This window comes from Parasphingopyxis lamellibrachiae (assembly GCF_003385775.1).
GTDB lineage: Bacteria > Pseudomonadota > Alphaproteobacteria > Sphingomonadales > Sphingomonadaceae > Parasphingopyxis > Parasphingopyxis lamellibrachiae.
Map to the genome: position 1 here is coordinate 1622964 of NZ_QRDP01000004.1, position 25631 is coordinate 1648594.

Annotated in this window: 25 protein-coding genes; 12 read left to right on the forward strand and 13 right to left on the reverse strand. The window is 60.4% G+C overall.

What is annotated here, in order from left to right; genetic code table 11:
- The first annotated feature begins 121 nt into the window (after positions 1-121).
- Together DFR46_RS08070 and DFR46_RS08075 are read left to right on the forward strand one after the other, a co-directional pair.
- Positions 122-661 (forward strand): hypothetical protein, encoded by a 540-nt coding sequence (locus DFR46_RS08070; RefSeq protein ID WP_245953752.1) that lies wholly within the window; start codon positions 122-124, stop codon positions 659-661.
- Positions 662-664: 3 nt separating this feature from the next.
- Positions 665-1366: a COG3904 family protein gene (locus DFR46_RS08075; protein ID WP_245953754.1), complete on the forward strand. Its 702-nt coding sequence runs from the start codon at positions 665-667 to the stop codon at positions 1364-1366.
- A gap of 49 nt (positions 1367-1415) precedes the next feature.
- On the opposite strand, the gene DFR46_RS08080 is transcribed toward DFR46_RS08075, so the two are convergent.
- Positions 1416-2270 carry an alpha/beta fold hydrolase gene (locus DFR46_RS08080; RefSeq protein WP_162843429.1) on the reverse strand — a complete coding sequence of 285 codons (855 nt, stop codon included), beginning with the start codon at positions 2268-2270 and terminating at the stop codon, positions 1416-1418.
- Positions 2271-2359: 89 nt separating this feature from the next.
- Between DFR46_RS08080 and DFR46_RS08085 the strand changes: the two genes are divergently transcribed.
- The 5 genes from DFR46_RS08085 (at position 2360) to DFR46_RS08105 (ending at position 8822) form a co-directional block, all read left to right on the forward strand.
- The gene (locus DFR46_RS08085) at positions 2360-2962 is read left to right on the forward strand and encodes a TetR/AcrR family transcriptional regulator (RefSeq protein ID WP_116235982.1); all 603 of its coding nucleotides are present in this window, start codon (positions 2360-2362) and stop codon (positions 2960-2962) included.
- An 84-nt stretch (positions 2963-3046) separates the two neighbouring features.
- A complete protein-coding gene (gene lepA, locus DFR46_RS08090; RefSeq protein WP_116235983.1) occupies positions 3047-4849 on the forward strand; it encodes a translation elongation factor 4 in 1803 nt (600 codons plus the stop codon).
- A 337-nt stretch (positions 4850-5186) separates the two neighbouring features.
- A complete protein-coding gene (locus tag DFR46_RS14810) occupies positions 5187-5564 on the forward strand; it encodes a JAB domain-containing protein (RefSeq protein ID WP_162843430.1) in 378 nt (125 codons plus the stop codon).
- A 204-nt stretch (positions 5565-5768) separates the two neighbouring features.
- Positions 5769-6548 carry an HNH endonuclease gene (locus DFR46_RS08100; protein ID WP_116235985.1) on the forward strand — a complete coding sequence of 260 codons (780 nt, stop codon included), beginning with the start codon at positions 5769-5771 and terminating at the stop codon, positions 6546-6548.
- Positions 6549-7442: 894 nt separating this feature from the next.
- Complete coding sequence (locus DFR46_RS08105) at positions 7443-8822, forward strand: OprO/OprP family phosphate-selective porin (protein ID WP_116235986.1); 1380 nt, start codon at positions 7443-7445, stop codon at positions 8820-8822.
- Between the two features lie 45 nt (positions 8823-8867).
- On the opposite strand, the gene phoU is transcribed toward DFR46_RS08105, so the two are convergent.
- The 4 genes from phoU to DFR46_RS08130 all read right to left on the reverse strand — a co-directional run bounded on the left by phoU (position 8868) and on the right by DFR46_RS08130 (position 11523).
- Entirely contained in the window at positions 8868-9566 is a 699-nt protein-coding gene (gene phoU / locus DFR46_RS08110; RefSeq protein WP_116235987.1) for a phosphate signaling complex protein PhoU, read from the reverse strand.
- A 430-nt stretch (positions 9567-9996) separates the two neighbouring features.
- Complete coding sequence (locus DFR46_RS08120) at positions 9997-10407, reverse strand: nuclear transport factor 2 family protein (RefSeq protein WP_116235989.1); 411 nt, start codon at positions 10405-10407, stop codon at positions 9997-9999.
- A 76-nt stretch (positions 10408-10483) separates the two neighbouring features.
- Positions 10484-11050 (reverse strand): carboxymuconolactone decarboxylase family protein, encoded by a 567-nt coding sequence (locus DFR46_RS08125; protein ID WP_116235990.1) that lies wholly within the window; start codon positions 11048-11050, stop codon positions 10484-10486.
- A complete protein-coding gene (locus DFR46_RS08130) occupies positions 11050-11523 on the reverse strand; it encodes a hypothetical protein (protein WP_116235991.1) in 474 nt (157 codons plus the stop codon). Before DFR46_RS08130 ends, DFR46_RS08125 begins: the two co-directional genes overlap by 1 nt.
- A gap of 291 nt (positions 11524-11814) precedes the next feature.
- Here DFR46_RS08130 and DFR46_RS08135 point away from each other — a divergent pair, with 291 nt between their 5' ends.
- Positions 11815-12402, forward strand: coding sequence for a TetR/AcrR family transcriptional regulator (locus tag DFR46_RS08135; RefSeq protein WP_116235992.1), 588 nt, complete (start codon positions 11815-11817; stop codon positions 12400-12402).
- 114 nt (positions 12403-12516) lie between these two features.
- Here the strand turns inward: DFR46_RS08135 and DFR46_RS08140 are convergent, their stop codons facing one another.
- On the reverse strand, positions 12517-13575 hold the full coding sequence (locus DFR46_RS08140) for a substrate-binding domain-containing protein (protein ID WP_211306396.1): 1059 nt from the start codon (positions 13573-13575) through the stop codon (positions 12517-12519).
- A 170-nt stretch (positions 13576-13745) separates the two neighbouring features.
- On the opposite strand from DFR46_RS08140, the gene DFR46_RS08145 reads away from it, so the two are divergent.
- Both DFR46_RS08145 and DFR46_RS08150 read left to right on the forward strand, forming a co-directional pair.
- Positions 13746-14840, forward strand: a complete 1095-nt coding sequence (locus DFR46_RS08145; protein WP_116235994.1) for a sensor histidine kinase — start codon at positions 13746-13748, stop codon at positions 14838-14840.
- Positions 14837-15637, forward strand: coding sequence for a LytR/AlgR family response regulator transcription factor (locus DFR46_RS08150; protein WP_116235995.1), 801 nt, complete (start codon positions 14837-14839; stop codon positions 15635-15637). Before DFR46_RS08145 ends, DFR46_RS08150 begins: the two co-directional genes overlap by 4 nt.
- A gap of 91 nt (positions 15638-15728) precedes the next feature.
- Here DFR46_RS08150 and DFR46_RS08155 read toward each other — a convergent pair whose 3' ends face one another.
- Positions 15729-17177 carry a hypothetical protein gene (locus DFR46_RS08155; RefSeq protein ID WP_147297643.1) on the reverse strand — a complete coding sequence of 483 codons (1449 nt, stop codon included), beginning with the start codon at positions 17175-17177 and terminating at the stop codon, positions 15729-15731.
- 327 nt (positions 17178-17504) lie between these two features.
- Here DFR46_RS08155 and DFR46_RS08160 point away from each other — a divergent pair, with 327 nt between their 5' ends.
- Positions 17505-18278, forward strand: a complete 774-nt coding sequence (locus DFR46_RS08160; protein ID WP_116235997.1) for an isocitrate lyase/PEP mutase family protein — start codon at positions 17505-17507, stop codon at positions 18276-18278.
- Positions 18279-18291: 13 nt separating this feature from the next.
- Here DFR46_RS08160 and DFR46_RS08165 read toward each other — a convergent pair whose 3' ends face one another.
- The 4 genes from DFR46_RS08165 to DFR46_RS08180 form a co-directional block, all read right to left on the reverse strand.
- Complete coding sequence (locus DFR46_RS08165; protein WP_116235998.1) at positions 18292-19554, reverse strand: cytochrome P450; 1263 nt, start codon at positions 19552-19554, stop codon at positions 18292-18294.
- A 74-nt stretch (positions 19555-19628) separates the two neighbouring features.
- The gene (locus DFR46_RS08170; RefSeq protein ID WP_116235999.1) at positions 19629-20969 is read right to left on the reverse strand and encodes a cytochrome P450; all 1341 of its coding nucleotides are present in this window, start codon (positions 20967-20969) and stop codon (positions 19629-19631) included.
- A gap of 168 nt (positions 20970-21137) precedes the next feature.
- Complete coding sequence (locus tag DFR46_RS08175; protein WP_116236000.1) at positions 21138-22373, reverse strand: ABC transporter permease; 1236 nt, start codon at positions 22371-22373, stop codon at positions 21138-21140.
- A complete protein-coding gene (locus tag DFR46_RS08180; RefSeq protein WP_116236001.1) occupies positions 22370-23308 on the reverse strand; it encodes an ABC transporter ATP-binding protein in 939 nt (312 codons plus the stop codon). The genes DFR46_RS08175 and DFR46_RS08180 overlap by 4 nt, the downstream gene beginning before the upstream one ends.
- A gap of 57 nt (positions 23309-23365) precedes the next feature.
- Between DFR46_RS08180 and queG the strand changes: the two genes are divergently transcribed.
- A complete protein-coding gene (gene queG / locus DFR46_RS08185) occupies positions 23366-24424 on the forward strand; it encodes a tRNA epoxyqueuosine(34) reductase QueG (RefSeq protein WP_116236002.1) in 1059 nt (352 codons plus the stop codon).
- 163 nt (positions 24425-24587) lie between these two features.
- Here the strand turns inward: queG and DFR46_RS08190 are convergent, their stop codons facing one another.
- Complete coding sequence (locus DFR46_RS08190) at positions 24588-24944, reverse strand: hypothetical protein (protein WP_116236003.1); 357 nt, start codon at positions 24942-24944, stop codon at positions 24588-24590.
- A complete protein-coding gene (locus DFR46_RS08195) occupies positions 24931-25617 on the reverse strand; it encodes an EI24 domain-containing protein (RefSeq protein ID WP_116237230.1) in 687 nt (228 codons plus the stop codon). The genes DFR46_RS08190 and DFR46_RS08195 overlap by 14 nt, the downstream gene beginning before the upstream one ends.
- Positions 25618-25631 lie beyond the last annotated feature (14 nt).

The window sequence follows — 25631 nt, forward strand, 5'->3', positions numbered from 1 at the left end:
GCCATAAACGGTGATCGCGATCACCGCCTGTTAAGGTGCGACGGGCAATAAGATGCCAGACGAAATATTGATTTCCGGCCCTGTGGCCGTTAGTTGGGGCTATCTCCCCGGAGGAAGAAAAATGGTTAAGATTCAGCGCAAAACGAACCTTCTGGTCGGTGCGCTCATGATCGCACTTCTTGCCCAACCTGTATCGGCCTTCCAGTTTGGCGGCATACTGGGTGGGCGGTCATCCAGTTCAAGCGACGGCGAGAATAATTGCGACACGATGGGGGAATCCGCCGGTCGCTCGGTATTGGGCGGCTTGCTGGGAAGCGCAGCGCGCTCGCTGGGGATTCCGACCTTCGTCCCCTCAGCGCAGTTTTCCGATGTACTTGCAACGGAGATAGCCTGCCGACTGGATGAAGACGAACAGCAAAAGGCTGCCGACGCCACAGTAGAAGCGACACGTAGCGGCGAAGTGGGCTCCACCGCCAACTGGTCCAGCGACTCACGCCGGGGCGTGCGCGGATCGTCAACCGTGACGGGCCGAACACAGCGCGCCGGTGGCGCCGATTGCCTGCAGGTCACGGATGTTGTCATCGTCGATGGTGAAGAAACGACCGTACCCAAAACGATGTGCCGCGTACCACCGCAAACCCGCTATGTATTGGCAGCCTGACCGATGAACCGAATTCAAACCCTTTTCGCGATCGGCGCATCCATGTTGTGCGCAAGCGCCGCGCCCGGCCAGCAGACTGATTCTTCCAATCCCACATGCCCTGCCGAGCCGAATTGGGCCGCCAATCAGATCATGGAACTTACGCCGCTCGATCGCGGTGATCACCGGGTCTTGCTGGCTGAAGGCATGATCACGGCGGGTCTTGCCGACCGGCTGCGCGACGCGCTCGACGCCGATGATACGATTTCGGAAATCTGGCTGCGCTCACCCGGCGGCGATGCCTATGCCGGGAACGAGGCCGGCCGGATGCTACGGACCAACTATCCGGGCATCGTCACCCGCATTCCGGCGGGTTGGGCCTGCTTTTCCGCATGCAACTTCGTCTTCATGGGCGGACAGCTCCGAGTGGTGGAGCCCAACGGCCAGTTCATGGTCCATATGTTCACCCATACCGGTAACCGGGATATTGTCCGGCAGGAGGTCGAAGGCGGGACCGACAGCGCCATCGATTTCATCGCCGATATCGAGCAATCGAGTGCGCAGCTTGCGACCGAGGATAACGACTTTTTGATCCGGATGGGCGTCTCCCGCAGACTGCTTCGCGAGGTCATGTATGCCACCCAAGCGGTGGGCGAGGGCGAGACCCGCCGCTGCCTGACGCAGGACGAGGCCTATGACTATAATGTGGCCAATATCCGCGAATAGCCGGCGTCACGGCCAATCCCGCATGAGATAGCGATCCCGGCAGGCCTTCCTAGTGTGGAGATAGATGGTCAAGCAGATCGTGGATAACAGCCTCCGAGCCGAGAATCCTGTTATGGCCATGGCCCTCGGTACGGACCAGATGCGCCTCGGGCCAGATCCGCGCGATCCTGTCCCCGTCGCCGGGACGCACAACCTTGTCGTCGCTGTCATAGGCAATCATCAACGGGGCATCGGCGTCGCGTTCCCATGCCATGCCATTTTCCAGATCCGTCCAGCTGCACGAAAACTGATCCGCGATCATGGGTTTGATCCGGTCTAGCACGGGTTCGGGTGCACCCATTGCCCGCATGCGCTCGATCGGCACATAGGGCAGGAAAGGCGCTGCCAGACATGCATAACGGTCTGCCCGGATGCCATGGGTCCGGCGCCCGCGCATGATCGCCAGGGCCCCTGCCGAATGCCCGACCCATGCATAGGGCGTTTGCCCTATATGATGCTGCAGGGCCGCGGCATCCTCCATGAAACGGTCGAAACCCATCTCGCCATCGCCGGATTCTCCGTGCGATCCGGCATCGAAGAAAACAACCCGAAAATCATGTCCCGCCAGAAGATGCGCGAGACCGCTCATCTGCGCCCCTCGGCCGCCCCAGCCATGCACCAGATAGACAAGCGGGCCTTCGCCGATTTCCCAGCCGGCAAGCGCATCTCCGACGCCGAAGCGAAAGGCGGCGCATCCCGCCAGTCTCGCTGCATCCTCGTCCCGCAAGGGCAGCCCGGCGGCGCGGTCGCTGCGCAGCTTCGCATAGAGCGCATTGGCCATTCCCTCGGCCTGGCGAGAGGATATTTCCCCGTTCTCGTCTTTTTTCGTCTTGTCGTCTGACTGGTCCCGCGTGGTGCTTTCCATGTTTCTCCCTTTCCGTGTCATTGACAGCGACTCGTGAGAGATCAATATAGACCAGTCAATATAATTGTACGGGAAGAAGATGGCCGACCATGGCACCACCACAAAAACACAAAATCGCGATTGTCGAAACGGCGATGAACCTGTTCAGGAAGAATGGTTATGCCGCTACGGGCCTGAATGCCATTGTCGAAGCGAGCGGCGCGCCCAAGGGTTCGGTGTATCACTATTTTCCGAAAGGCAAAGCATCGATAGCCGAAGCCGCCGTTCTGCTGGCGGGCGAGCGGACCGCCGCGACGCTCGACGCGCTTTGCACCAAGACAGGCAGCACTGGCGAGGCGATTACCGGGCATGCGAAGCTGCTTGTGCAATGGATGAAAAAATCCGGATTTCGCGATGGCTGCCCGATCACCACCACCCTGCTGGAACTGGCCCCCGCGGACCGCGCGGTTACGGCTGCGGGCCGGAACGCATATACGCAGCGTATTGATCGCCTCGCACGGCGGCTGGTGGAGGATGGTTTCGATCCATCCCGCGCCCGTAACCTGGCTACCCTGTGCACATCGGCGTTGCAGGGCGCCTTGATCCAGTCCCGCATCGAACGGAGCGGGCGGGCGCTGCTGGTAACGGCGCAGGAACTGGCCGCTCTTCTGGACAATGAAACGGACGACCATAACGCCATTGCCGGGCCGTAAGCGCACGGAGATCCGCCACCGGCCCCTGCGCATTCGCGTGCAAGTGATTGCTGTGTGCGCTGCCCGTGCTAAAGGGCGCGGGAAATGACAGAGCTTAGCCATATCCGTAACTTCTCGATCATCGCCCATATCGATCACGGGAAGTCGACCCTTGCCGACCGCCTGATCCAACAGACAGGGGGGCTGACGGAACGCGAAATGTCCGAGCAAGTCCTTGATAACATGGACATCGAGAAAGAACGCGGGATCACCATCAAGGCCCAGACCGTCCGCCTCAACTATACGGCGCGCGACGGCGAGACCTACGAACTCTCCCTGATGGACACGCCCGGCCATGTCGACTTCGCCTATGAGGTCTCGCGCAGCCTCGCCGCCTGCGAAGGCGCACTGCTCGTCGTGGATGCCGCCCAGGGCGTCGAAGCCCAGACGCTCGCGAACGTGTACCAATCCATCGAGCATGACCATGAGATCGTGCCGGTCATCAACAAGATCGACCTCCCCGCCGCCGAACCCGAACAGGTCCGCGCGGAGATCGAGGAGGTCATCGGCATCCCGGCCGACGAAGCCGTGCTCGCCAGCGCGAAAACCGGCGAAGGCATCGAGGAAATCCTCGAACAGATCGTCCAGAAAATTCCGCCCCCCACAGGCGACCGCGACGCGCCCCTCAAGGCCATGCTCGTCGACAGCTGGTACGATCCCTATCTCGGCGTCGTCATCCTTGTCCGCGTGATCGATGGTGTCCTCAAAAAGGGCCTCAACATCAAATTCATGCAGAACGGCACGCAGCATCTGGTCGACCGCGTCGGCTGCATGCGCCCCAAGATCGAGCAGCTTGAGGAGCTCGGCCCCGGCGAGATCGGCTTCATCACCGCGCAAATCAAGGAGGTGGCGGACACCGCCGTCGGCGACACGATCACCACCGTCAAAAACCCCGCGCCCGAAGCCCTGCCCGGATACAAGGAAGTCCAGTCCGTGGTCTTTTGCGGTCTCTTCCCCGTCGATGCGGCAGACTTCGACAAGCTCCGCGAGAGCATCCACAAACTGCGCCTCAACGATGCCAGCTTCACATTCGAGATGGAGTCGAGCGCCGCGCTCGGCCAGGGCTTCCGCGCCGGCTTCCTTGGCCTGCTCCACCTCGAAATCATCCAGGAACGCCTGACGCGCGAGTACGACCTCGACCTCATCACCACCGCGCCCTCGGTCGTCTACAAGCTCAGCATGACCGACGGGACGGAGATGGAGCTGCACAACCCGGCCGACATGCCGGACGTGGTGAAGATCGCGAAGATCGAGGAGCCGTGGATCAAGGCGACCGTCTATGTGCCGGATGACTATTTAGGCCCGATCCTGAAGCTCTGCCAGGACAGGCGCGGCATCCAGAAGCAGCTGACTTATGTGGGCGGCCGCGCGCAGCTGGTGTACGAACTCCCGCTCAACGAAGTGGTCTTCGATTTCTACGACCGGCTCAAAAGCATTTCACGCGGCTATGCCAGCTTCGACTATGAAGCCATCGGCCACCGCGAGGGCGACCTCGTGAAAATGAACATCCTCGTCAATGCCGAGCCCGTCGACGCGCTCAGCATGATCGTCCACCGCGCCGCCGCCGAAACCAGAGGCCGCCACATGTGCGAGCGGCTGAAAGATTTGATCCCGCGCCACCTGTTCAAAATCCCCGTCCAGGCAGCCATCGGCGGAAAGGTCATTGCGCGCGAAACCATCGGCGCCATGCGCAAGGATGTGACCGCGAAATGTTACGGCGGCGATATTTCCAGAAAAAAGAAGCTGCTCGAGAAGCAAAAAAAGGGTAAGGCCAAGATGCGGGAGTACGGGAATGTGTCCATCCCGCAGGAGGCGTTTATTGCGGCGTTGAAGATGGGTGAAGAGTAGCTGGTTAACTCTGCCTGAAAGACATAAGGGTGATTTGCTTGCCCAAGATCTGATGCGCGCTGCCGTCATCCGGCGTGATTTTCGAGTATATTTCGAGCGGACCAAACTCTCGTCGGATGAGCAAACCCGGCTGCGAGAATCCTATTATGGCCCTCCCCCTCGCCGCTGGAGACACCAGATCGCGGAACTGAGCCTTGGCGTTTTCGGTATGGTATGGGTCGGTTGGCTGCTTGTAGAGCTTATATCCATTCCACCATTGTGGCTGCTTTTCTTCTCCGTTTTCACCGCTGTCGCCCTATGTACCTATAGGATCGTTCGGCAAGTAAAGAGGCGGTCCGTGCGTATTGACGGTTTTTCGATCGGAAAAGTGGCGGAAATCTGTAGACCGCTCATGGATCACGCCGTCGGCGAACGGTTCATCTTCATTGGAATATGTCGGAATTGGAATGAATACAGCATTTGGACAATGGATGGTGGTGCCTATCGCGTTCCGATCAAACTACCAGCCATGTTGCGAGCCCTCGTCGAATGGGATGCAGGCACGGTAGTGCTTGCACATAATCACCCAAGCGGTCGCGCGGAACCAAGCGAGGCAGATATTCATGCGACACACAAAATCGCTGACGCTCTCCGGTTGCTTGACATGCGGTTGGCGGATCATCTGATTTTTGCCGGTGGGAACTATTATAGCTTCCGCGAAGACGGGAGAATGTAAACTCGCTTTTCTGTAAGGCGAAGATGCGGGAGTATGGGATTGTTAGTATTCCGCAAGAAGCGTTTATTGCGGCGTTAAAGATGGGGAGGAGTAGTGCTGGCCAGAAGCTCAACGGCGATGGCACCAGCAGCCAATTCGAATTGAAAGCTTAGTTTCTCGTGCAACCTTCATTGAGATTCATCTCTCATAGAGTAAGGTCGTCGTATGGCGCGCAACTGGAATAAAGAAGAAACATTGCTGGCACTAAGCCTATACCTGCAAACGCCCTATGGAAAAATTCACGATAGCAATCCAGACATTATAAAATTGGCAAAAGCGCTGGACCGGTCCAGCGGCTCCGTTGGGATGAAAATGCTCAATCTTGCAGCGCTAAACCCAAATGTTATCGCCAGTGGCAGAGTAGGATTACAAAACTACTCCAAGCTTGATGCGTCAATCTGGCAGGAATATTCTTCCGATTGGGATGAACTCTCCAAACAAGCTGAAAAACTTGATTCCGTGTTTGCCAAGGGTCAACTGGCATCAAGCGTTGCGGAAACGAAAAGCACTTTCAATCTTCAGCCACCCACCGGCGCAACAATGGCCGAATCTCTTGTAGAACAGCGACGTGGGCAAAGTTATTTTCGCCGTATAGTTATGGCTAACTACCAAGAAAAATGTTGTATTACGGGTATCGCTGAACCGAAATTGTTGGTGGCCAGCCACATCAAATCTTGGAAAGCGGATGAAACCAATCGCCTCAATCCGGCAAACGGACTGGCGCTCTCAGCAACCTTTGACAAAGCATTTGACAAGGGTTTGCTGACGATAAGTCACGATCTCCGAGTTAAAGTATCAGATCGACTGCTAGCGCACCCAAATGCCGAAACACGAGAGTGTTTCGAGCCCTATCATGGTGTTCTAATAGCGGAGGCAGACCGTTTTGTGCCGCAGCAAGAGTTTATTGACTGGCACAACGACTTTTTCGAGAAGCAGGCAGCATAGAGATGTATGAAATTCGTGTTCGCGAGCTTGGTTGCCGTGAAATCCTACAAAGACAACGTTTCAGCGCAGACACCTACGATGACGCTTTGAGGATACATGCAGAGTTTTGGAATGATCACTACGCTTACACGGATAGATTTACTTCCTCGCTACTCTATAAGGAAATTGGACAGCGACAATGGCGGTTAGGCGCTTTGATAAACTGGCTCTGAGCGGAATCAGTTTCGTGTGAAGCACGGCAATCTAGAAACACTCTACGAAAAATTCGAAACCGTGGTGCTTTAAATCTGCCTATCTACTTTCTCTCCTCCCTGTCCCTCATCACCCTTAGCTCCTGCTCATGGCCGCTCTGGTCGAGCAGGTCCTTGCCCTCCTCAGCCGCGCGCCAGGCGCGTTGGCGGGCGGCGGCGAGGAGGGTGGTCAGGGGGGCGCGTCTCTTCGCCATCGCCGGGCAGCCAGGGGCGTTCGGGGTCGCGCGTGCCGTTGGCGATGTCCACCAGCGCGCGCCGCGCCGCCAAATTCGATCACCAGCTCGATCCGGGTGAGCTGGCGCGCGTAAAAGTCCGTCCATGCCCGATCCTATTCCCTGTCCTACACGCCCCGGTCTGCGCTATACTCTCCGCCATGCACCGCCCTCTTGCCTTTTCCGCTGCTCCCCGCGCGCAAAATCCGAATCCGATTTATCCCGCCGGAAGGTCACACTCGATTTTTCGGCTTTGGCGGTTTTCCGGGATTTTTTGCTCCGCCGTTACCCCCGGCCTGTGTCAACCAGTGTCAACTTGATCGGAGAAGGTCTGAACCAGCTCATGTCATATAACCGCAACATGGAGGCCATCACACCGTAACACTTCCGTCATAGAGCCGGGGCGAAATTGTCATCGGAGCTTCATCGAAATGAAACATACCGCCCTTGCGCTGTCGGCCTGTGCCGCGGCGATGATCGTCAGCACACCGGCACTTGCCAACGACGTGCCGCCAGAGGTTCAGGCCGAGCTGGAGGAATTGCGCAGCCGCGTGCAGACGCTGGAGGCCATGGTCGAGCAGCTGGTCGGTTCGCAGACCGCTGTCGCAAGCCAGGCGGCGGAGGCCAGCGCGGCGGCTGTCGCAGCGCAGGCGGTGGCCAGCGAGGCGAGCGAGGCTGTCGCGGCGGCCCCGAGCATATCGATGGGCGCGGCGCCGCGGGTGCGCACGGAAAGCGGCTGGGACTTCCGGCCGTTCGGGCGCATCCAGTATGACATGGGCTATGTCAGCGGGCGGGACCGGCTGATGGATCCGGGGCTGGGCTGGTCGAACGAGCTCAGGCGCGGGCGGATCGGCGTGCGCGGCGCAATACCAGGCGGTTTCGAATATAAGGTAGAGGTGGATTTCGCCGGCAACGACGTGACGCTCACCGATGCGCTGATCAGCTATGATGCGGGCGATTTCAAGATCACGGTCGGCCAGCATAATCCGTTCCAGTCGCTCGAGGAGCTGACATCGAGCCGCTTCACCAGTTTTATCGAGCGGGCGGCCTTTACCGATGCTTTCGGGTTCGAGCGGCGGGTCGGCCTGTCGGTGAATTACGCCAATGGCGATTTCCGCTGGGACGGCGGCGTGTTCACCTCCAATATCGACGACCTGACCAGTGACGAGCAGGACAGCTATTCCTTCGATACGCGCGCCGTGTACAGCCCCGAAGTCGGCGGGGCGCAGCTCCATTTCGGCGGATCGCTGCACTGGCGGGACCTGCAGAGCCAGCCCGGCAATCGCTATCGCCAGCGGCCGCTGGTCCATTCCACCGACACCCGGATGATCGCCACCCCCACCCTGCCCGTCACCGAAGAGACGAGCTACGGGCTGGAAGCGGCGGTGATCCGCGGCCCCTTCCATGCGGTGGCCGAGGTCCACTGGCTGGAGGCCGAGCTGTTCGGCATGACCGACCCGACCTTTTTCGGCGGCTATGCCGAGGCCGGCCTGTTCCTGACGCCCGGCGACACGCGCGGCTATTCAGGCGGCAAGTTCAACCGCACACGCCCTGCGCGAACGGTTGATGAAGGCGGGATCGGCGCGGTGCAGATCAATGTCCGTTACGACTATCTCGACCTCAACGATGCGGGCGTGGTCGGCGGGCAGCAGAATCTGATCGGCGCGTCGGTGATCTGGACGCCCATCGATCATGCGCGGCTGTCGCTCAGCTATGGCCATATCGAATATGACGATGCTGCGATCCCCGCCGGGGCCGACAGAAATTATTCGGTCGACAGCTTCGGCGTGCGGGCCGAGGTGGATTTCTAGGGGCGGTTTCGCCGGGCCGGGCGGGCGCAGACCCACCGCACCGGCCTAGGCGGCCAGGCGATCGGCCTCGGGGTCGCGGACCTTGGGCTGGGCGCCTGTTACCGTATAGGTGACCATCTCGGCGATGTTCGTCGCCTGGTCGCCTATCCGTTCCAGATGCTTGCTGATGAAGAGCAGATGCGCGGCCTGGCTGATCTGGCCCGGCTTCTCGATCATGAACTCGATCAGGGCCTGGGTCAGCTCGTCATGCAGGTCATCGACGATATCGTCCCGCGCGCACACTTCATCCGCCAGCTCTACATCGCCCTCGGCATAAGCGCGGACGACATCGACCAGCATCTCCTTAGCGGCATCGTTCATCGCGCCGATCAGCTTGCGCAGCTTTTTGGGGTATTTGGCGGTGACGCTCGATACGCGGCGCGCGATATTGCGGGCATAATCAGCGGTCCGCTCCAGCAGCGCGGCGATCTTGATCGCCGACACCAGCACCCGCAAATCGTCGGCCATCGGCGCGCGCAGAGCAATAACGTTGACCGCGGCGGCCTCGATCCGGGCGGCCAGCGTATCAATGTCGCGATCGGCGATCACCACCTGTCCCGCCAGATCCGTATCGCGCTGTTCCAGCGCGCGGATCGCATCGGCCATGGCCAGCGATGTGCGCCAGCCCAGCTCGAGGATATTGGCGCGCAGCTCGTTCAGCTCGTCGTCGAACGCCGATACCGTATGTTTCACTTCACCCGTCATGACGGCCACTCCAAACACGCAATTACAAATATGACATTTATGTTACAACAAATGCGAGGCAAGTGCAATCGCGGCGTTTTTCGGGGCGTCGGCGTGACGGGCTTTCCTTCGGAACGCAAAACGGGCCGGCCATCGGTATGAAGAACGCACCGAGCGCGACCGCGCCATTCGCTATGAGGAGAGGGCCGGGATTGCCTTCCTGCGCAACATCGACCCTGTGCAGCATCGGCCATATCGCGCGCCGCATCGACAGAGGCGGCCCGTCTCTCCGAGCGGGTCAGCGTTTTCCAGCCTCAGCTCCCGCTCGCGCCGATCGATATGAGCGCCGCCCAGGCCAATATCGCCATGATGATCGTGAGGCCGATCGCCAGGTAGCAGGTCATGCCGGTTTCCGGGAACAGGCTGCCGATAACATGGTCATGCTGCGCCGCTACAGGCGGCGCTCGGATTGATCGATCGGGTGATCGTTAATGCTCGCATAGCGGCGGCGCATCAGCCCGTCGGCATCGAACTCCCACATCTCGTTGCCATGGCTGCGCCACCATTGCCCGTCGGTATCGCGCGATTCATATTCGAAGCGGACGGCAATCCGGTTGTCGGTAAAGGACCAGAGTTTTTTCTTCAGCCGGTAATCGCTTTCGCGTGCCCATTTTTCCCGGAGGAAAGAGCGGATTTCGCCGCGCCCCCTGAGGAAACGATCGCGATTACGCCACTCGGAATCTTCCGAATAGGCAAGCGCAACCCGGTCCGGGTCGCAGCTGTTCCATGCGTCTTCAGCAGCCTGGACCTTCGCCCGGGCGCTCGCTTCAGTAAAGGGCGGGAGAATGGGTTGCGGCATCATGTGTCTCCGAAAGAAAAAGGGTGGCGGCCGGGAAGGGGGAGAGGGGGGGCGTTTCCCGGCCGCCGAGGCAATTGGATTAGGCGGCGCGCGCCAGATCGGGGGCCCAGCTGTTCGGCGCGAACGCAGCGTCGACATCGGTTTCCGCGATATGGTTGGTATAGTTGGACATCACCTTGAGCGCGGTTCCGAGAATGACTTCGAGAACAGCCTGCTTCGTATAGCCAGCATCGAGAAATGCCCCGATATCGGCATCTTGCGGCCAGCCGCGCGTCTCGTTGATGACCGCAGCGAAGGTGCGCAGGGCTTCCAGCTTGGCGTCGGCAATCGGCGAGTTCGTGCGCAGGGCGTCGATCACATCGGTCGGAACGCCGGCACCCTGTGAAATGGTCGTGTGAGCGGCCATGCAATATGTGCAGCCGTTGAGCCGATTGTTGGTCATCAGGATAATCTGACGCTCGGTTTCGCTGAGGTCGGATTTATCGAAGATCCCGGCAAGCGTCATATAGCCTTCGAGAATTGCCGGAGCTTCAGCCATCGTGCCGAGCAGGTTGGGCACGAAGCCATAGGCTTTCCCGGCAGCTTCGAGCAGCGGCTTGGCAGCTTCGGGCGCGGTTTCGCCGCTATGGGTCGTGAATTCGGTCATTATTCGTCTCCTTCAGGGTTAAGGTGGCGGCCGGGGAGGGTGCGGGCCCCGGCCGCCGGGGCGTCGATCGCAAGAGGGCATGCGATCGAAAAAGGTCGACATCCGCATGGCGACAAGGTCGCCATATTTCCCAAACGGGCATGGAGCGGTGTCGAGCAGGTGAAGTTCGAAGATTCAGGAGCGCGGCCGTAAAGACTGATGCCGCTCCCCGGGGAAAGACGATCCGTGCGGTTCCGGCCGAGCAGCGCGGGCGAGCGATGGTCGCCGAAATCGGGGCTATTGCCCGGTTCCGCGTCGAGATGGATCTTGAAATGGCCGGGTCCGTCCGGCGCGGTCGGTGCCGATGCAAGCGCGGCCGAGGCCAGCGACAGCGTCATGATCGTCGCAAGAAAAGTTATCATGAAGATCACAAGCGATGAGAGGAAATAGCGAAGGTCGCTCGTCCTGCGATGATATTTGTAACCGGTACGCATGATGTCCTCCTGCCTGGCGGCGATCGGGCCCGACGACTCGGGTTAACCGATCTGTTAAGGTGATAGATAGAGACATTAACTGATCGGTCAACCATATTTTTGATTTTTCTGGAATCTCTCTCGCCTGGAGCCCCCGATCGAGTTTATCTCCAGATAGAAACGGCATCATATATATTTGTTTTTATGTGTATTTTTCTATCAATTCTTGTTCGTCGAGACACCTTCTCCTTGAATCGCGCGAATGATTCTATATGTACCGATCAGTTCACTTTTTACGTTGGAACCGGTGGTATGAGTGCATCCAAGAGAGACGATCTGGTCCAGAACGCCCTGAAGGTTTTCTATCAGGGCGGGTTTCATGCAATCGGCATGGACCGGCTAGCCAGGGAAACCGGCGTTTCGAAAACCGCCATCTACAAACACTTCCGTACGAAGGAGGAACTGATCCTCGCGACACTGCGGCTGCGCGACGAACAGTTTCGTAACTGGCTGCGGCGACGAATGGAGGCGCTGGCGGCCGAGCCCAGGGACCAGCTTCTCGCGATATTCGATGCGCTGGCCGAATGGATCGAAGAGCCGAGCTTTCGAAGCTGCATGTTCGTGAAGGCGTCGGCGGAGTACCAGGAAAAAGGCCACCCGATTCACGCAACGGCTGCGGAGCATAAAAGGCTGTTGGCGGTCCACTTCACTGAGATCGCGCAAAAAGCCGGAGCGACCGAACCGGCAAAGCTCGCGCAGCAATTGCTGATCATCAAAGAGGGCGTGATCGTTCTCGCCCATCTCAATCAGGGGAACGATGTGGCCGCCAACGCCAAAACCCTCGCGCAAATCGTTATCGACGAAGCACTTCCCGAAGGAGCGGATCGGACCGAGCAATAGGGCCGACAAGAATGAAGCGGCCGATCAACAAGGCACCTGGGCCTGTCTGTAATGGCGCACAAAAAGGGCCGGGCAGTTTCCCGCCCGGCCCTTCATGGAAAATGATTGTTTTTCCTAGCTTTCGAAGTCGGCCGCAGTCAGCGCCGTCATCGCTTCGGCGCTGGCCGCGTTGGTTGCGCGCACATCGTCCGGATTGGCGATCATGCCTTCTTCGACCAGATAGCCGTCGGGGCCCCATGCGGACACATATTCAGCCACAAATTCGCGGAGGCCGCGGATCGCCTGCAGATGGTTGCCCTTGATATAGACGAACAGCGGCCGCGCGCCCGGATATTCGAAGCTCGCGATGCTGTCATAGGTCGGGGCGACGCCATCGATCGACACGCCGACGACCTGGCCCTCATTCTGTTCGAGGAAGCTATAGCCGAGAAGCCCGAGATAGCCGGGGTTCTGGGCGACGCGCTGGATGATCAGATTGTCGTTCTCGCCCGCCTCGATAAAGGCCTGGTCTTCGCGGATCGCGGTGCAGACCCGGTCCTTGCGGTCTTCATCTTCCTCCTCGAGCGCGGCCATGGCGGGGTTGGCTTCGCAACCGGCTTCCATGATCAGCTCGATAAAGGCATCGCGCGTGCCGCTCGTCGTCGGCGGACCATAGACGCGGATGGGGGTGTCGGGCAGCGAGGGATCGATATCCGACCAGGTCTCGGCCGTCTGCTCTTCGCCATAAGGTTCAGCCGCCAGCGCTTCGTAGATCTGCGCGCGGGTCAGTTCCATTCCCGGGCCTTCCGGCGATTCCACAACGGCAAGTCCGTCGATACCAACCTGCAGCTCGATGATCTGGTCGACGCCATTTTCCTGGCATGTCGCGAATTCGCTGTCCTTCATCCGGCGCGAGGCATTGGCGACATCGGGATGCTCGTCACCGACACCGGCGCAGAACAGCTCCATTCCGCCGCCCGTGCCCGTCGATTCTACAACCGGAGAGCCGAATTGCGGATTGTTGCGGGCAAAATTCTCGGCCACTGCACGGGTAAAGGGGTAAACGGTCGAGCTGCCGACAACCGTGATAGCGCTTGCGCCGCTATCATTGCCTCCGCCGCCACAACCAGCCAGGGTCAGCGCCATAGCCGTCATCAGTCCTGAAATAAGGGGAGCGCGCACATTGTCCTCCATGTTTGATGTGCAAAAAGGGGCACACCCAGCCGGGCCACCCTTGAACCGCCTAATGCGACATCTATGTGACACTGGAGTTACAAAGACGGCGATGATTTGCGCATCCAAAAGCGGCAAACCGACATGCGCATTTGCTTCCCGCTCCCCTGGAAATCGACTAGAACATCCCGATGGCGCTTGAAGACCTTACCTCCAAACCGTTCTTCGTCGACAAGAACCGGGCATTCTGGGTGCTCCAGTCGGTTGGCTGGTCCGGCTATTTCATCCTGCGCGCGCTGGGCGGGATCGCCAACAATATGGGGCCGCTGTTCATTTTACCGACGGCGATCGCTACGGCGACCGGTTATTGCCTGACCCTGATCATGGCGGTCATCTTCCGCCAGCTTATAACCCGTCAGCCGCGCGTTACCTGGGGTGGATCGGTCACGGTCGTGCTGATCGCCTCGGCCATTTTCTCCTTCATCGAGGTGTGGGCTTTCACCGCTTTTTACCGCGGCGGCGAAATGCCTTCGGGATTGCAGTTTTTCGGAGCCATCCTGCTCGACTTCACCCTGCTCGTCGCCTGGTCGGGCCTCTATTACGGGATCAACTTCTACATCCTGATCGAAGAACAGAATGACCAGCTTCTGCGACTCGAAACGCAAAGCTCTAACGCGCAGCTCGCCATGCTTCGCTACCAGCTCAATCCGCACTTCCTGTTCAATACGCTGAACTCGATATCGACCCTGGTGCTGCTGAAACAGACGGAGCGCGCCAATGCGATGCTCTCGCGCCTCTCCTCCTTCCTGCGCTATACGCTGGCCAATGAGCCGACCGCGCGGGTGCCGCTGGCGCAGGAGGTGGAAACGCTGAAACTCTATCTCGAGATAGAAAGGATGCGGTTCGAGGAGCGGCTGCGCCCGACCTTCGATATCGATCCCAGGGTTACCCGGGCCCGCCTGCCCTCATTGCTGCTGCAACCGCTCGTCGAAAATGCTATCAAATATGCGGTAACGCCGCAGGAGGAAGGCGCCGAAATCCGCATTTCGGCGCAACAGGTCGGAAATCGCGTGCAGATCGCCGTGTCCGACACGGGACCGGGCTTGCAAGAGAAAGCCATAGCGCGCCAGAGTTCGACGGGCGTTGGGCTTGCCAATATCCGGGACCGGCTGGTTCAGGCTTTTGGCGAAGAACAACGATTTGACATTGAAACGAACGAAGATGGCGGTTTTCGCGTCCTCATCGAAATACCGCTCCAGTTCGACCAGGCAAAGGAAGCCGCATGACCATCCGCGCAATTATCGTCGACGACGAGCCGCTCGCCATTCAGGGGCTCCAGCTGCGCCTCGAACCGCATGACGATGTCGAGATTGTCGACACCTGCACCAACGGCCGCGAAGCCATCCGCTCGGTCAAGACGCATAAGCCAGACCTCGTGTTTCTCGACATCCAGATGCCGGGGTTCGACGGTTTTTCCGTCGTCCAGGGGCTGATGGATATCGAGCCGCCGCTGTTCGTGTTCGTCACCGCCTATTCCGATCATGCGATCCGTGCCTTCGAGGCGCAGGCGGTCGACTATCTGATGAAACCGGTGGAGGACGACCGGCTGGCCGATACGCTGGCCCGGGTCCGCGAGAGGCTGGCGGAAAAGAACAGCAGCGAGGAAATCACCCGGCTGCGCGAAGTGCTGTCCGAAGTCGCGCCCGATGCGGCCGAGGATCTTGCCGCCGAAGGCGAGGCCCCCTCGGCCAGCCGCTATGAGAAGCTGATCAATGTGAAGGATCGCGGGCAGATCTTCCGCGTCGATGTCGACAGCATCGAACGGATCGATGCGGCCGGCGACTATATGTGCATCTATACCGGCGACAACACGCTGATCCTGCGCGAAACGATGAAGGACCTGGAAAAGCGCCTCGACCCGCGCACCTTCCAGCGCGTCCACCGCTCGACGATCGTCAATCTCGATCTCGTCCGTCAGGTGAAGCCGCATACGAACGGCGAATGTTTCCTGGTGCTGGATTCAGGCGCGCAGGTGAAGGTCTCGCGCTCCTACCGCGATGTCGTGGCGCGGTTCGTGCATTAGGGTTGGAGGCTGCTTCCGACCCGGTAGCGGACAGTGCGTGATGGCGGAGCGACAGATGTCCGCCCATCCCTCCTTGCCGACGCGTTGGTTGCTAGTAGCACTCGGGAAAAATTGACTCTACATCCGACAATTCATAGCCGATTTCGGTGAGCTGCAAAGTGTCCCCGGTCCCGTCACCGCGCGCGTTGGTCTCGCTTGTTACCGCTGTCATGGAGTCGGTATCGATCTCGATCCGATGCGGCGGTCCGAAACCGCCGGCCATGGATACCAGTGTCAGCGTAGTCGGGCTTCTCGCCCACTCAAAATAGGCGACCTGATGGTCCCGGTCGGGGAAGACTCTGATCCAGTTGAGCGGACACCCGGTTCTGACGAACTGACCGCCATCATAATCTATGGTTTCCATATCAATCGCGATCAGCGGCGTTTGATCGATTGCCTCCGTCTGATCCGGATCGGCCATGATCCAATATTGGTTGTTTATTATCCCGGCCCCGTCGGCGATCCGGATGGATCGATCCGCCAGCGCGATGACGGCCGTCAGATCATATTCGTCATTGTGCAGGATTAGCGTGTCGGCCCCGCTATCTACGATGTCATACTCAACGAACTGGAGCCCGTTTTGTCCTTCACCCGCCCATTCAAGCCCCCAAAGGCCATTGGCCCGCACATAAAAGGATCCAGCACGAAAATCGACAGAATCTAACGGAAACTCACCCTCATCGTCCACGACTGTCGGAAGGGAAGCGGGTGTGAGCGAAGGCGCGCAATCACCAGCTTGCATGGGAATTCTGTCCGCTGAGACTCCGGTCAGTCTGATTTCTTCATAAGGATTGGGTTCAGATTGCCGTCGCACGATGGTCATGAGCATGCGGCTCGGATAAATCGTAATCAGGACATCATTGATCTCATCGAAAATTTGATGGGCTTCATCGGACACTTGCCACACGCGGAAGATGTCGCACCGTCCATCATTATTGCGTCTTACCCACCGGCCGGTTGAAACATTTCGCAATTGCCCGCCTTCGAAATCGATGGTTTCAATATACCACCCATCTGGTCGCGTAGGCCTTTCATAGTCGCGTTCGGCGGTTTCAATCGAGGTGAGCAGAAATCGTTCCTGTTGCGCGGATTCGCTCGGATCGGGTTGACTGGAAATGAAAACCGCTTCCATCTGAAAAGCGAAAGTTGCGCTAACCAGGCGCTCCGGATCGTGCAGGAAGGCGTGATTGGGCGCGGTCCTGATTACATCATAGGCGAATGTCTCGCCGGTATCGGTTGTTTGAGTCCAGCCGGAGGACGATTCTTCGAACGTGCCGCCTTCGTAGCGCACGGTGGTCACCAACTCGGGCGATACGTTCAAATCATAGCCTGGCATGCGGGGCGGCTCGGGTAGAGCCTGTGGATTTTCGTCCTGGCTCAACTCTGTTTGGGTGGCCGTCTGCGCCTGGGAGGGCATTGTCCCCACACCCAGTAGGGCCGAGATTACCAGCAGAAATCCTCTTTGCCCCCTGCACGCTTGGTTGATCGTCGTGATTTTCATACCGCTCCCCCCCCGGAAAGCACCGCTAGAGCAGTCCAGAACTCATAACACCAGAACTGATTCAGACCGGTCGGCGGAGAACGTCGCGTATTGGGTAAATCCCGGCGCGCCCAAAAATGAGATCCAACTGTCATGTTCAGCTCCGGCCCGGGAACGGACACTCCGGCAGACTGTGCGCCACCATCAGTTTCCTACCCATCATGGACAGTCCGACTGCGCGTACTGCCCCCGATCGGAGGCTTCGGCGCCGCGCCTTGCCTTCACCGCAAGAAACGGGGGGACGCGCCCGGCCTGAGCCGCTAGAACAGAGCACAGGGAGACTCATCCATGACCGACCAGCAAGACCGCGCCCGCACCTTCCACGCCCTGCATGTTCCGGGCGATCCCCTGATCCTGTTCAATATCTGGGATGCGGGCAGCGCGCTGGCGGTGGCCAAGGCGGGCGCGAAGGCGCTGGCGACAGGGAGCGCGTCGGTCGCCGGGGCGCGCGGCTATAGCGATGCGGAGTCGCTGCCGATGCAGCAGGCTCTGACCAACGCAGAGCGGATCGTCGAGGCGGTGGACCTGCCGCTGACGGTGGATTTCGAGGGCGGTTATGCGGTGGAGCCCGTGCTTGTCGCGGTCCATGCCAACGCGATCATCGAAACCGGTGCTATCGGCATCAATTTCGAGGATCAGGTGATCGGCGGCAAAGGCCTTCATCCCGTCGAACTTCAAGCCGAACGCATTGCCGCAATCCACACCGTGGCGGAGAGTGCGGGCGTGGATTTCTTCATCAATGCGCGCACCGATATGTGGCTGGGTGCCGGCCGCTCAACCGTCGCCGAAGACCAGCGCTTCGATGAAGCGGTTACCCGCGCCAAGGCCTATGCCGATGCCGGGGCCAGCGGCTTTTTCGCGCCCGGGCTGACCGATGAGAGCGAGATCGCCGCGCTGTGCGAAGCCTGTCCGCTGCCCGTCAATGCGATGATGTTCGACGCCATGCCGGACCATAAGCGGCTCGGCGAGCTGGGCGTCGCCCGGATCAGCCACGGCCCGGGCCCCTGGCGCGACGCGATGAGCGCGCTGACGGAAGCGGCGAAGCCCCTCTATTCAGGCTGAGATTTTCGGCACTTCAATAGGTGCTGAGTTCGACCTGCATCTTCTTGTAGCCATGGACGAAACAGGCCGAGACGCGCTCGGGCTCGCCGATCACGTTCACGCGCAGCCGGCGCTTGGCCATCTCTTCGAGCAACAGCCGCAGCTGGAGCTCGGCCAGCCGCGCGCCGACGCAGCGATGGATGCCATAGCCGAAGGAAAGATGCCGGCCGGGCTTGGGGCGTTCGAGCCAGATATCGTCGGGCCGGTCGAAGAATTTCTCGTCGCGGTTGGCCGAGATATACCACAGGATGATGGAATCCCCTTCCTTCACCTGATGCCCGAACATTTCGTGATCCTCGGTCGCCGTGCGCCGCATATGCGCAAGCGGAGTCTGCCAGCGAATGATTTCCTGCACGGCCGCGGGAATCAAATCCGGATTCTGTTCAAGCTTCTCGCGCTCCTCGGGGAATTGCGACAGGCCATAGGCGCAAGCGGACATCGAGTTGCGCGTCGTATCGTTGCCGCCGACAATCAGCAGCATCAGATTGCCCATGAAGGTGAACTGATCCATGTCGCGCATCTCGCTGTGGATCATGCGTGAGATCAGGTCCGGCGCCTCGCCTTTTTCGAGCCGCTCGTCCCAGAGCCGCTGAAAATAGGCACCGGCTTCATAGATATGCGCAAGCTGCTCACGGCGACTTTCCTCGGTGAGCGAGCTTTCGACATCGCCCATCCAGTCCGACCATTCGGTCAGTTTTCGGCGGTCTTCCCAGGGAAAGTCGAACAGGATCGCCAGCATCTGGGTGGTCAGCTCGATCGACACCCGATCGACCCAATCGAAAGGTTCGCCGACCGGCAGCGTATCGAAGAGTTCCGCCGTGCGGGCGCGGACTTCCCCGGTCATCCGTTCCATTTCGCTCGGTGTGAAGGCCGGCGCGATAACCCGGCGCTGCTCGGTATGTTCGGGCCGGTCCATCGCGATGAACATAGGCAGCTTGATATTCAGGTCTTCGGGCATGTTTTCCGGATCGGTAACGATCGTGATACCCTGGGCCGAACTGTACAGGTCCGGCAGAGCCTCGATATGCTGGATTTCCTTGTAAGTGGTGACGTTCCAGTAATCGCCATAGGCGGAGCCCACAACCTTGTTGATCGGCGCTTTTTCGCGCATTTCCTTGAAAATCGGTTGCCAGCGATCCTCGACATAAATGTCCGAAACACTCACATCCCAGGGATGCGGCGCTTCGACGACGACGGTCTCAACCGTCTCCTCAACCGGGGTTGCAGCTGTGGCCATAATCACTCTCCCTCACATCTGTTCTTCCGCGTTTCCGCTTTTCGGGAAAGGCGTTCCCCCCGAAAAAGCGGCGCTCAATATTTCGAGAGCGTAACCGGCATTTTCTTGAACCCGTGGACGAAATTCGAATTCACGCGCTCGATTTCGCCGGTGATTGTCGGGCGCAGCCGCCGCTTCGCCATTTCTTCGAACAGCACCTGCAGCTGGAGCTCGGCAAGACGCGCACCGACGCAGCGATGGATGCCATAGCCAAAGGCCACCTGACGCCGAGCATTTTCGCGATCGACGATCCAGTCATTGGCATTCTCGAACACGCTCTCGTCGCGGTTGGCCGAGATGTACCAGAGGATCATCCGGTCGCCCTTCTTGATCTTCTTCCCGTCAAGTTCGGTGTCCTGCATCGCCGTGCGCCGCATATGCGAGAGCGGCGTCTGCTTGCGAATGGTCTCGGACACCGCGTTCTTGATCAGGTCCGGATTCTCCTCAAGCTTGCGGGCCTGTTCGGGGAACTGGTTCATAAAATAGACGGCGCCGGACATCGAGTTGCGCGTCGTATCGTTGCCGCCAACGATCAGCAACGTGATATTGCCGAGGAAATTGCGCTCGTCCATATCGCCCAGCGCTTCCGAATGCGCCATCATCGAGAGGAGATCGGGGCCGGGATCGCTTTCCTTGCGCTGCTTCCACAGGGCCTGGAAATAGGCCGCAGCCTCCCACATCGCCTCGGCACGCTTGGGGCCGAGCTCGGGGTCCATCGCGGCAACCACATCGCCCATCCAGTCTGACCAGTAGGTCAGCTTGCGCCGGTCTTCCCAGGGAAAGCCGAACAGGATGGCGAGCATGCCCGTCGTCAGTTCGATCGACACCTTGTCGACCCAGTCGAATTCCTCGCCGATCGGCAGGCTGTCCAGCAGCTCGGCCGTCCGCGCGCGGACATTTTCGTCCAACCGGCTGATTTCGCTCGGCGTAAAGGCCGGGGAAACCGTGCGGCGCTGGGCCGTATGCTCGGGCCGGTCCATCCCGATGAACATCGGCAGAGCCATGGTTTCATCATCGCTGGAGTCGAGAATGGTGAAGCCGCCATTGCGCCAGTCCGAGCTGTAGATGTCGGGCAGCGATTCGACTTCGACGAGCGGCTTGTAGGTCGTCACCGACCAGAAAGCGCCGTACACGCTGTCCTTGCAATAATGGACGGGATCTTCGCGGCGCAGCTTTTCGAAAACCGGCTGCCAGCGATCCAGCGCATAGAGTTCAGGCCGGCTGACATCAATATCTTCGAGCGGCGTATCGGCGGTCGCCAGCGGTTTTTCGAGCGTCGAGCGATCGATACCGTCGCGAAATTCGCGCGCCCATTCTTCGCGATAGAGTTGCTCAGGGGTCTTTTCAGGAATGTTGTGCGCGGGATGCGTCGCCATTTTTGTCTCCTCAGTGGCGCTCACCCCGGAATGGCTCCGTGTTGCGGCGCGATCTCTGCCCTATTCTATAAGGCTAAATTTATCGGTAGCAAAATGAGACTGACACAATTGACACGATTGTCAATAGCCTGATCGTCCGGCTGCCGCTTGCCCGGGCCCAAATGTGCGTCAGGCAAGCTTGCCGCGAAACAGCGCACCTATCCGGGCGAATACCGAAGGCCCCGATTTCAGAACGCCCTTACGGAACCAGCGGGCGCCGAGCGAAATGGTGATCGAAACCCAGAGCAATTGCCAGGCAATGGCGGCAAGATGCGGCCAGAGGCGGGGATCGGACGCGCCCTTGGCGACCATCGCGAAGGGAGAGCTGAACGGAAACAGTTCGGCGAACAATGCCAGCGAGCTACCCGGCCGTGCCGCCGCTGCCGAGGCCAGGCCGAACATCGCCATCTGGAAAAAGGTGATCGGCAGCGACAGCATCTGGATCTCGCGCATCGAACTGGCCTGCCCGCCAACCGCCAGGAACACGGAGCCAAGCAGCAGATAGCCCATCGCGAAATAGGCGATCGCAAGCGCAAGGAAGGGGACGAACCCGATTGCCGGATCGAGCATGGTCAGCGCCGCGCCGCTGCCGGGAAGCGCCATGACAGCGAGCACCGCCAGCGTACCCCAGAAGGCCACGAAGAGCAGTGCCACGCCGAACAGGCCGACAAGCTTGCCGAGAAACACCGCTTCCAGCGGTACAGCGGCGGCAAGGATTTCGATCACCTTGTTGCCTTTTTCCTCGGCCAGAACGCTCACCGTCTGCCCGGCCAGGAGCAGGGTCAGCAGGAACAGCAGGAACAGCGCGGCAAAGCCGAGCGATTGTTGCCCGCCTATCGTCGCACTGGTTCGCGCATAGGATTCCCGCTCGATCTCCACCACCGTTTCGCCCGGCGGCGTGCCGCCCTGACGGTCCCGCGCTGCTGTATCGGCAAGCAGGGCAAGATAATCCGCGCCGCGCGCACCGCTTCCGTAGATAATCCGCGGCGTATCGGGAAAGCCGAAGAGCACGGCAGACACATCGATGCTACTCTCGGTGAACAGGGCGCGGGCCTGTTGCTCCGGATCGCCGCCCTGCGGCTCGCGGCGTTCCAGTTCAGCCGGGGCGATGCCAAGCGGGAAAGTCGCCCGGATGCGCTCATCGGCCGCCTCGATATAGGTTCCGTAATCCGCATCGGCGATGACAACGAGCCGCTGCGCATCGTCCCCGCTATCGGCAATCATCCGTGCGCCCGTTCCGCCGACCATGGCGAAAATCAGCATGAACAGGGGCGCGAGAAGGAACATCAGAAAGGCGGGCGTAGCAACGGTCGCAATGAAATCGCGGCGCGCAATCACGGCGGCCTGGTGCAGATGGTTGCTCATGCTGCCTCCTCCGCTTCGCTTTCCATCCGCTCGACAGTTTCCTCACCGACCAGCTTAACGAACACGTCGTGAAGGCTCGGTCGTTCCAGCGAGAGACCGGCAATCCCGTGTCCGCTTTCGAGCAGCATCGCAAGCAGGGCCTCCATGCCGCTGTCGGGCACATTGAAAACATAGCCGCCATTTTCGCGCACCGCATCGGCGGGCAGCAGCGCGGCCAGGGCCTCGCCATTGTCGCGCGGCGTGTAATGCGCCTGCATCGGCATGGTCGCCCGCGCTTCGCCGACACTGCCTTCGTAACGCAGCCTGCCGCTGGCGATGATCGCCAGCCGGTCGCACAACCGCTCGGCATGGCCCATGACATGGGTGGAGAAGAGGATCGTCGCACCGCGATCGCGTTCGGCGAGGATCAGCGCCTCGAGCCGTTCCTGATTGACCGGATCGAGGCCGGAAAAGGGCTCGTCGAGCACGATCAGTTCGGGCCGGTGGACGATGGAACCCAACAGCTGCACAAATTGCGCCATGCCCTTGGACAGTTTCTTGATCTTGTCGTTCGCTGCATGGCCGAGCCCGGCATCCGCCAAAAGCAGATCGGCCCGCGACCGGCCTTCGGCCCAGGGAAGGCCGCGCAGCGCGCCCATAAAGGCGATGGCTTCGCGCGCCTTCATGCCGGGATAGAGGCCGCGTTCTTCGGGCAGATAGCCAATCCGGTTGCTGGCGGTTCGGGGTCTCGTCGTGCCAAGCAGTTCGCGATCGCCGCTATCGGGATCGATAATGCCAAGCAGCATCCGCAAGGTGGTTGTCTTGCCCGCGCCATTGGGGCCGAGAATACCGTAAATGCTGCCGCGCGGCACCGAAATATCGACACCGTTAACGGCGCGCTTCGATCCGAAATTCTTGACAAGGGCCGTTGCTGAAAGGGCGGGTTCGACAGTCATATCCGGGCCTTAGCGGGGCGATGGTTAAGAGGCCACCAACAAGTTAGAAGGAGTGCAATGACCATCGACACTCTTTCCACCCGCCTGAAAGAGCAGGCGCTGGCCGAAGGTTTTGCCGCCTGCGGAATAGCGCCCGCCGATGCCGCGCCGAAAACGGCCGAACGGCTGCGCGAATGGCTGGCGGCGGGCGCGCATGGCGAGATGCTCTGGATGGAGAGCCGCGCCCATCACCGAGAGCGCCCCAAAGCGCTCTGGCCGGACGTGCAATCGCTGGTGATGCTCGGCATGAGCTATGCGCCGAAAGAAGATCCGCTGCGACTGGCGGGCGAGGCCGATATCGGCCGCATTTCCGTCTATGCGCAGGGCAAGGATTATCACGATCCCGTCAAAAAGGCGCTGAAGCGCGTCGCCCGCTGGCTGATTGCCGAGGCGGCGAAGGACGGAACGGAAGCGGACGTGAAAGTGTTCGTCGATACCGCGCCAGTGATGGAAAAACCCCTGTCGGAGGCCGCCGGAATCGGCTGGCAGGGCAAGCATACCAACCTGCTGAGCCGCGAGCATGGCAACTGGCTGTTCCTCGGCGCGATCTACACGACATTAAACCTCAATGCCGACACGCCCGCGACCGATCGCTGCGGCTCCTGCACCGCCTGCCAGACCGCCTGCCCAACCGATGCCTTCCCCTCGCCCTATCGCCTGGATGCCCGGCGGTGCATTTCCTATCTCACCATCGAACATGCCGGCCCGATCCCGCACGAATTCCGCGAGGCTATGGGCAACCGCATCTATGGCTGCGACGATTGCCTCGCCGTCTGCCCGTGGAACAAGTTTGCCGATCAGGCCCGCGCCAACAAGGCCTTCGCGCCGCGTGCCGAACTCGCCGCGCCCGCCCTCGCCGACCTGCTGGCCCTCGACGATCCGGGATTTCGCAAGGTTTTCTCAGGATCGCCGATCAAGCGGATCGGGCGGAACCGGATGGTGCGCAACTGCCTGATCGCCGCAGGCAACAGCGGCGACGGGGCGCTCAAGGAGCCGGTGCGCGCGTTGCTCGGCGATCCGGACGAGGTTGTGCGGGAAGCGGCGGATTGGGCGGTGGGGCGGTTGCGCTCGTTCTAACCCTTACCGTTCGGGCTGAGCCTGTCGAAGCCCTGTGCTTTGGTTGTCAGACCCGGCCTGGCGGTCGAGCGGCCCCGGCCCGCACCCCCTCCCGGCCTCCCACGAATGTATCCTGAACGGGAGGTCGGGAGGGGGTGCGGGCGGAGAGGAAAATTCTGACGAACTACCGCCGCGCCAGCGCCTCGACGCACGCCGCCCGGTCCACATCCTCACCCGCCGCGTTGCGCGCATCGACATAGGTGACGACCGGCTCGCGCCCGCTGCTCGGCGGATAGAGATAGGTGTCGAGCACGCAGCTTGCGCCCGCGAATTGCAATTTGCGCGCGCCGGCTTCGCGGAAATCCTGAATCGGGTTCCCGAACAGGCGGGTCAGCCCGGCGGCGTCCTGCCCGATCACCCGTTCCAGGCCTACGGTGTTGGTCATCGGGCGGCTGACCGCGGTGGGCACCGGCGCGGGCGCGGTGGCACAGCCGGCCAGCGCTGCCAGCCCCGAAATCGCTATCGTCTTACGCATCGTCATTGGTTCCCCCGTGCAGCATATGGGCCGCCATGGCTGCACTCAGCAGCGGCGCGAACAGATTGACCACAGGAATCACGAACAGGCCAGCCGCGACAAGCCCGATCTGCATCCGTCTGCCGCGCGTCTCTCTCTTCCAGTCGCGCCACCGGTTTCGGGGAACATGGCGGATCGCCACCAGCTCGCCCAGATCGTGCGCGAGCAGCAGCGCGTTGACGGCCAGAAACAGCATGATCGTGCCGATGCCCGTCACCAGCAGCAGGATGTAGAGCGGCGCGGCGAGCAGGTTCCAGCCGATCGCCCGGCCGATCGAGGCCAACCCGACGCGGATCTGCGCGCCATAACTCGCCGGCTGCGCGGCCATGGCCTTGTCGGGATAATGTTTGCGTTCGACCGCATCGACGATCTCGTCTGTAAACAGGCTGATCACGCCCATCGCGACCGCCCGGAACAGCAGCCAGAAGCTGGCAAAGGCTATGATCGCCGCGCTCGCCGCCGCAGCCAGCCCGCCGCTTTCCGTCCAGCCGAGCCAGGCGAACAGGCCGAGCAGCGCCCAATATGTGGCGATGCCGAAGATCAGGAACAGGATCACCGTCAGGGCAACCGACTTGGCCAGCACTTTCAGGAAGGCCGGGTCGGCAAGCTGGCCGATGGAAAGGAGGAGCGCGCGAAACATGGCGCCCCTGATGC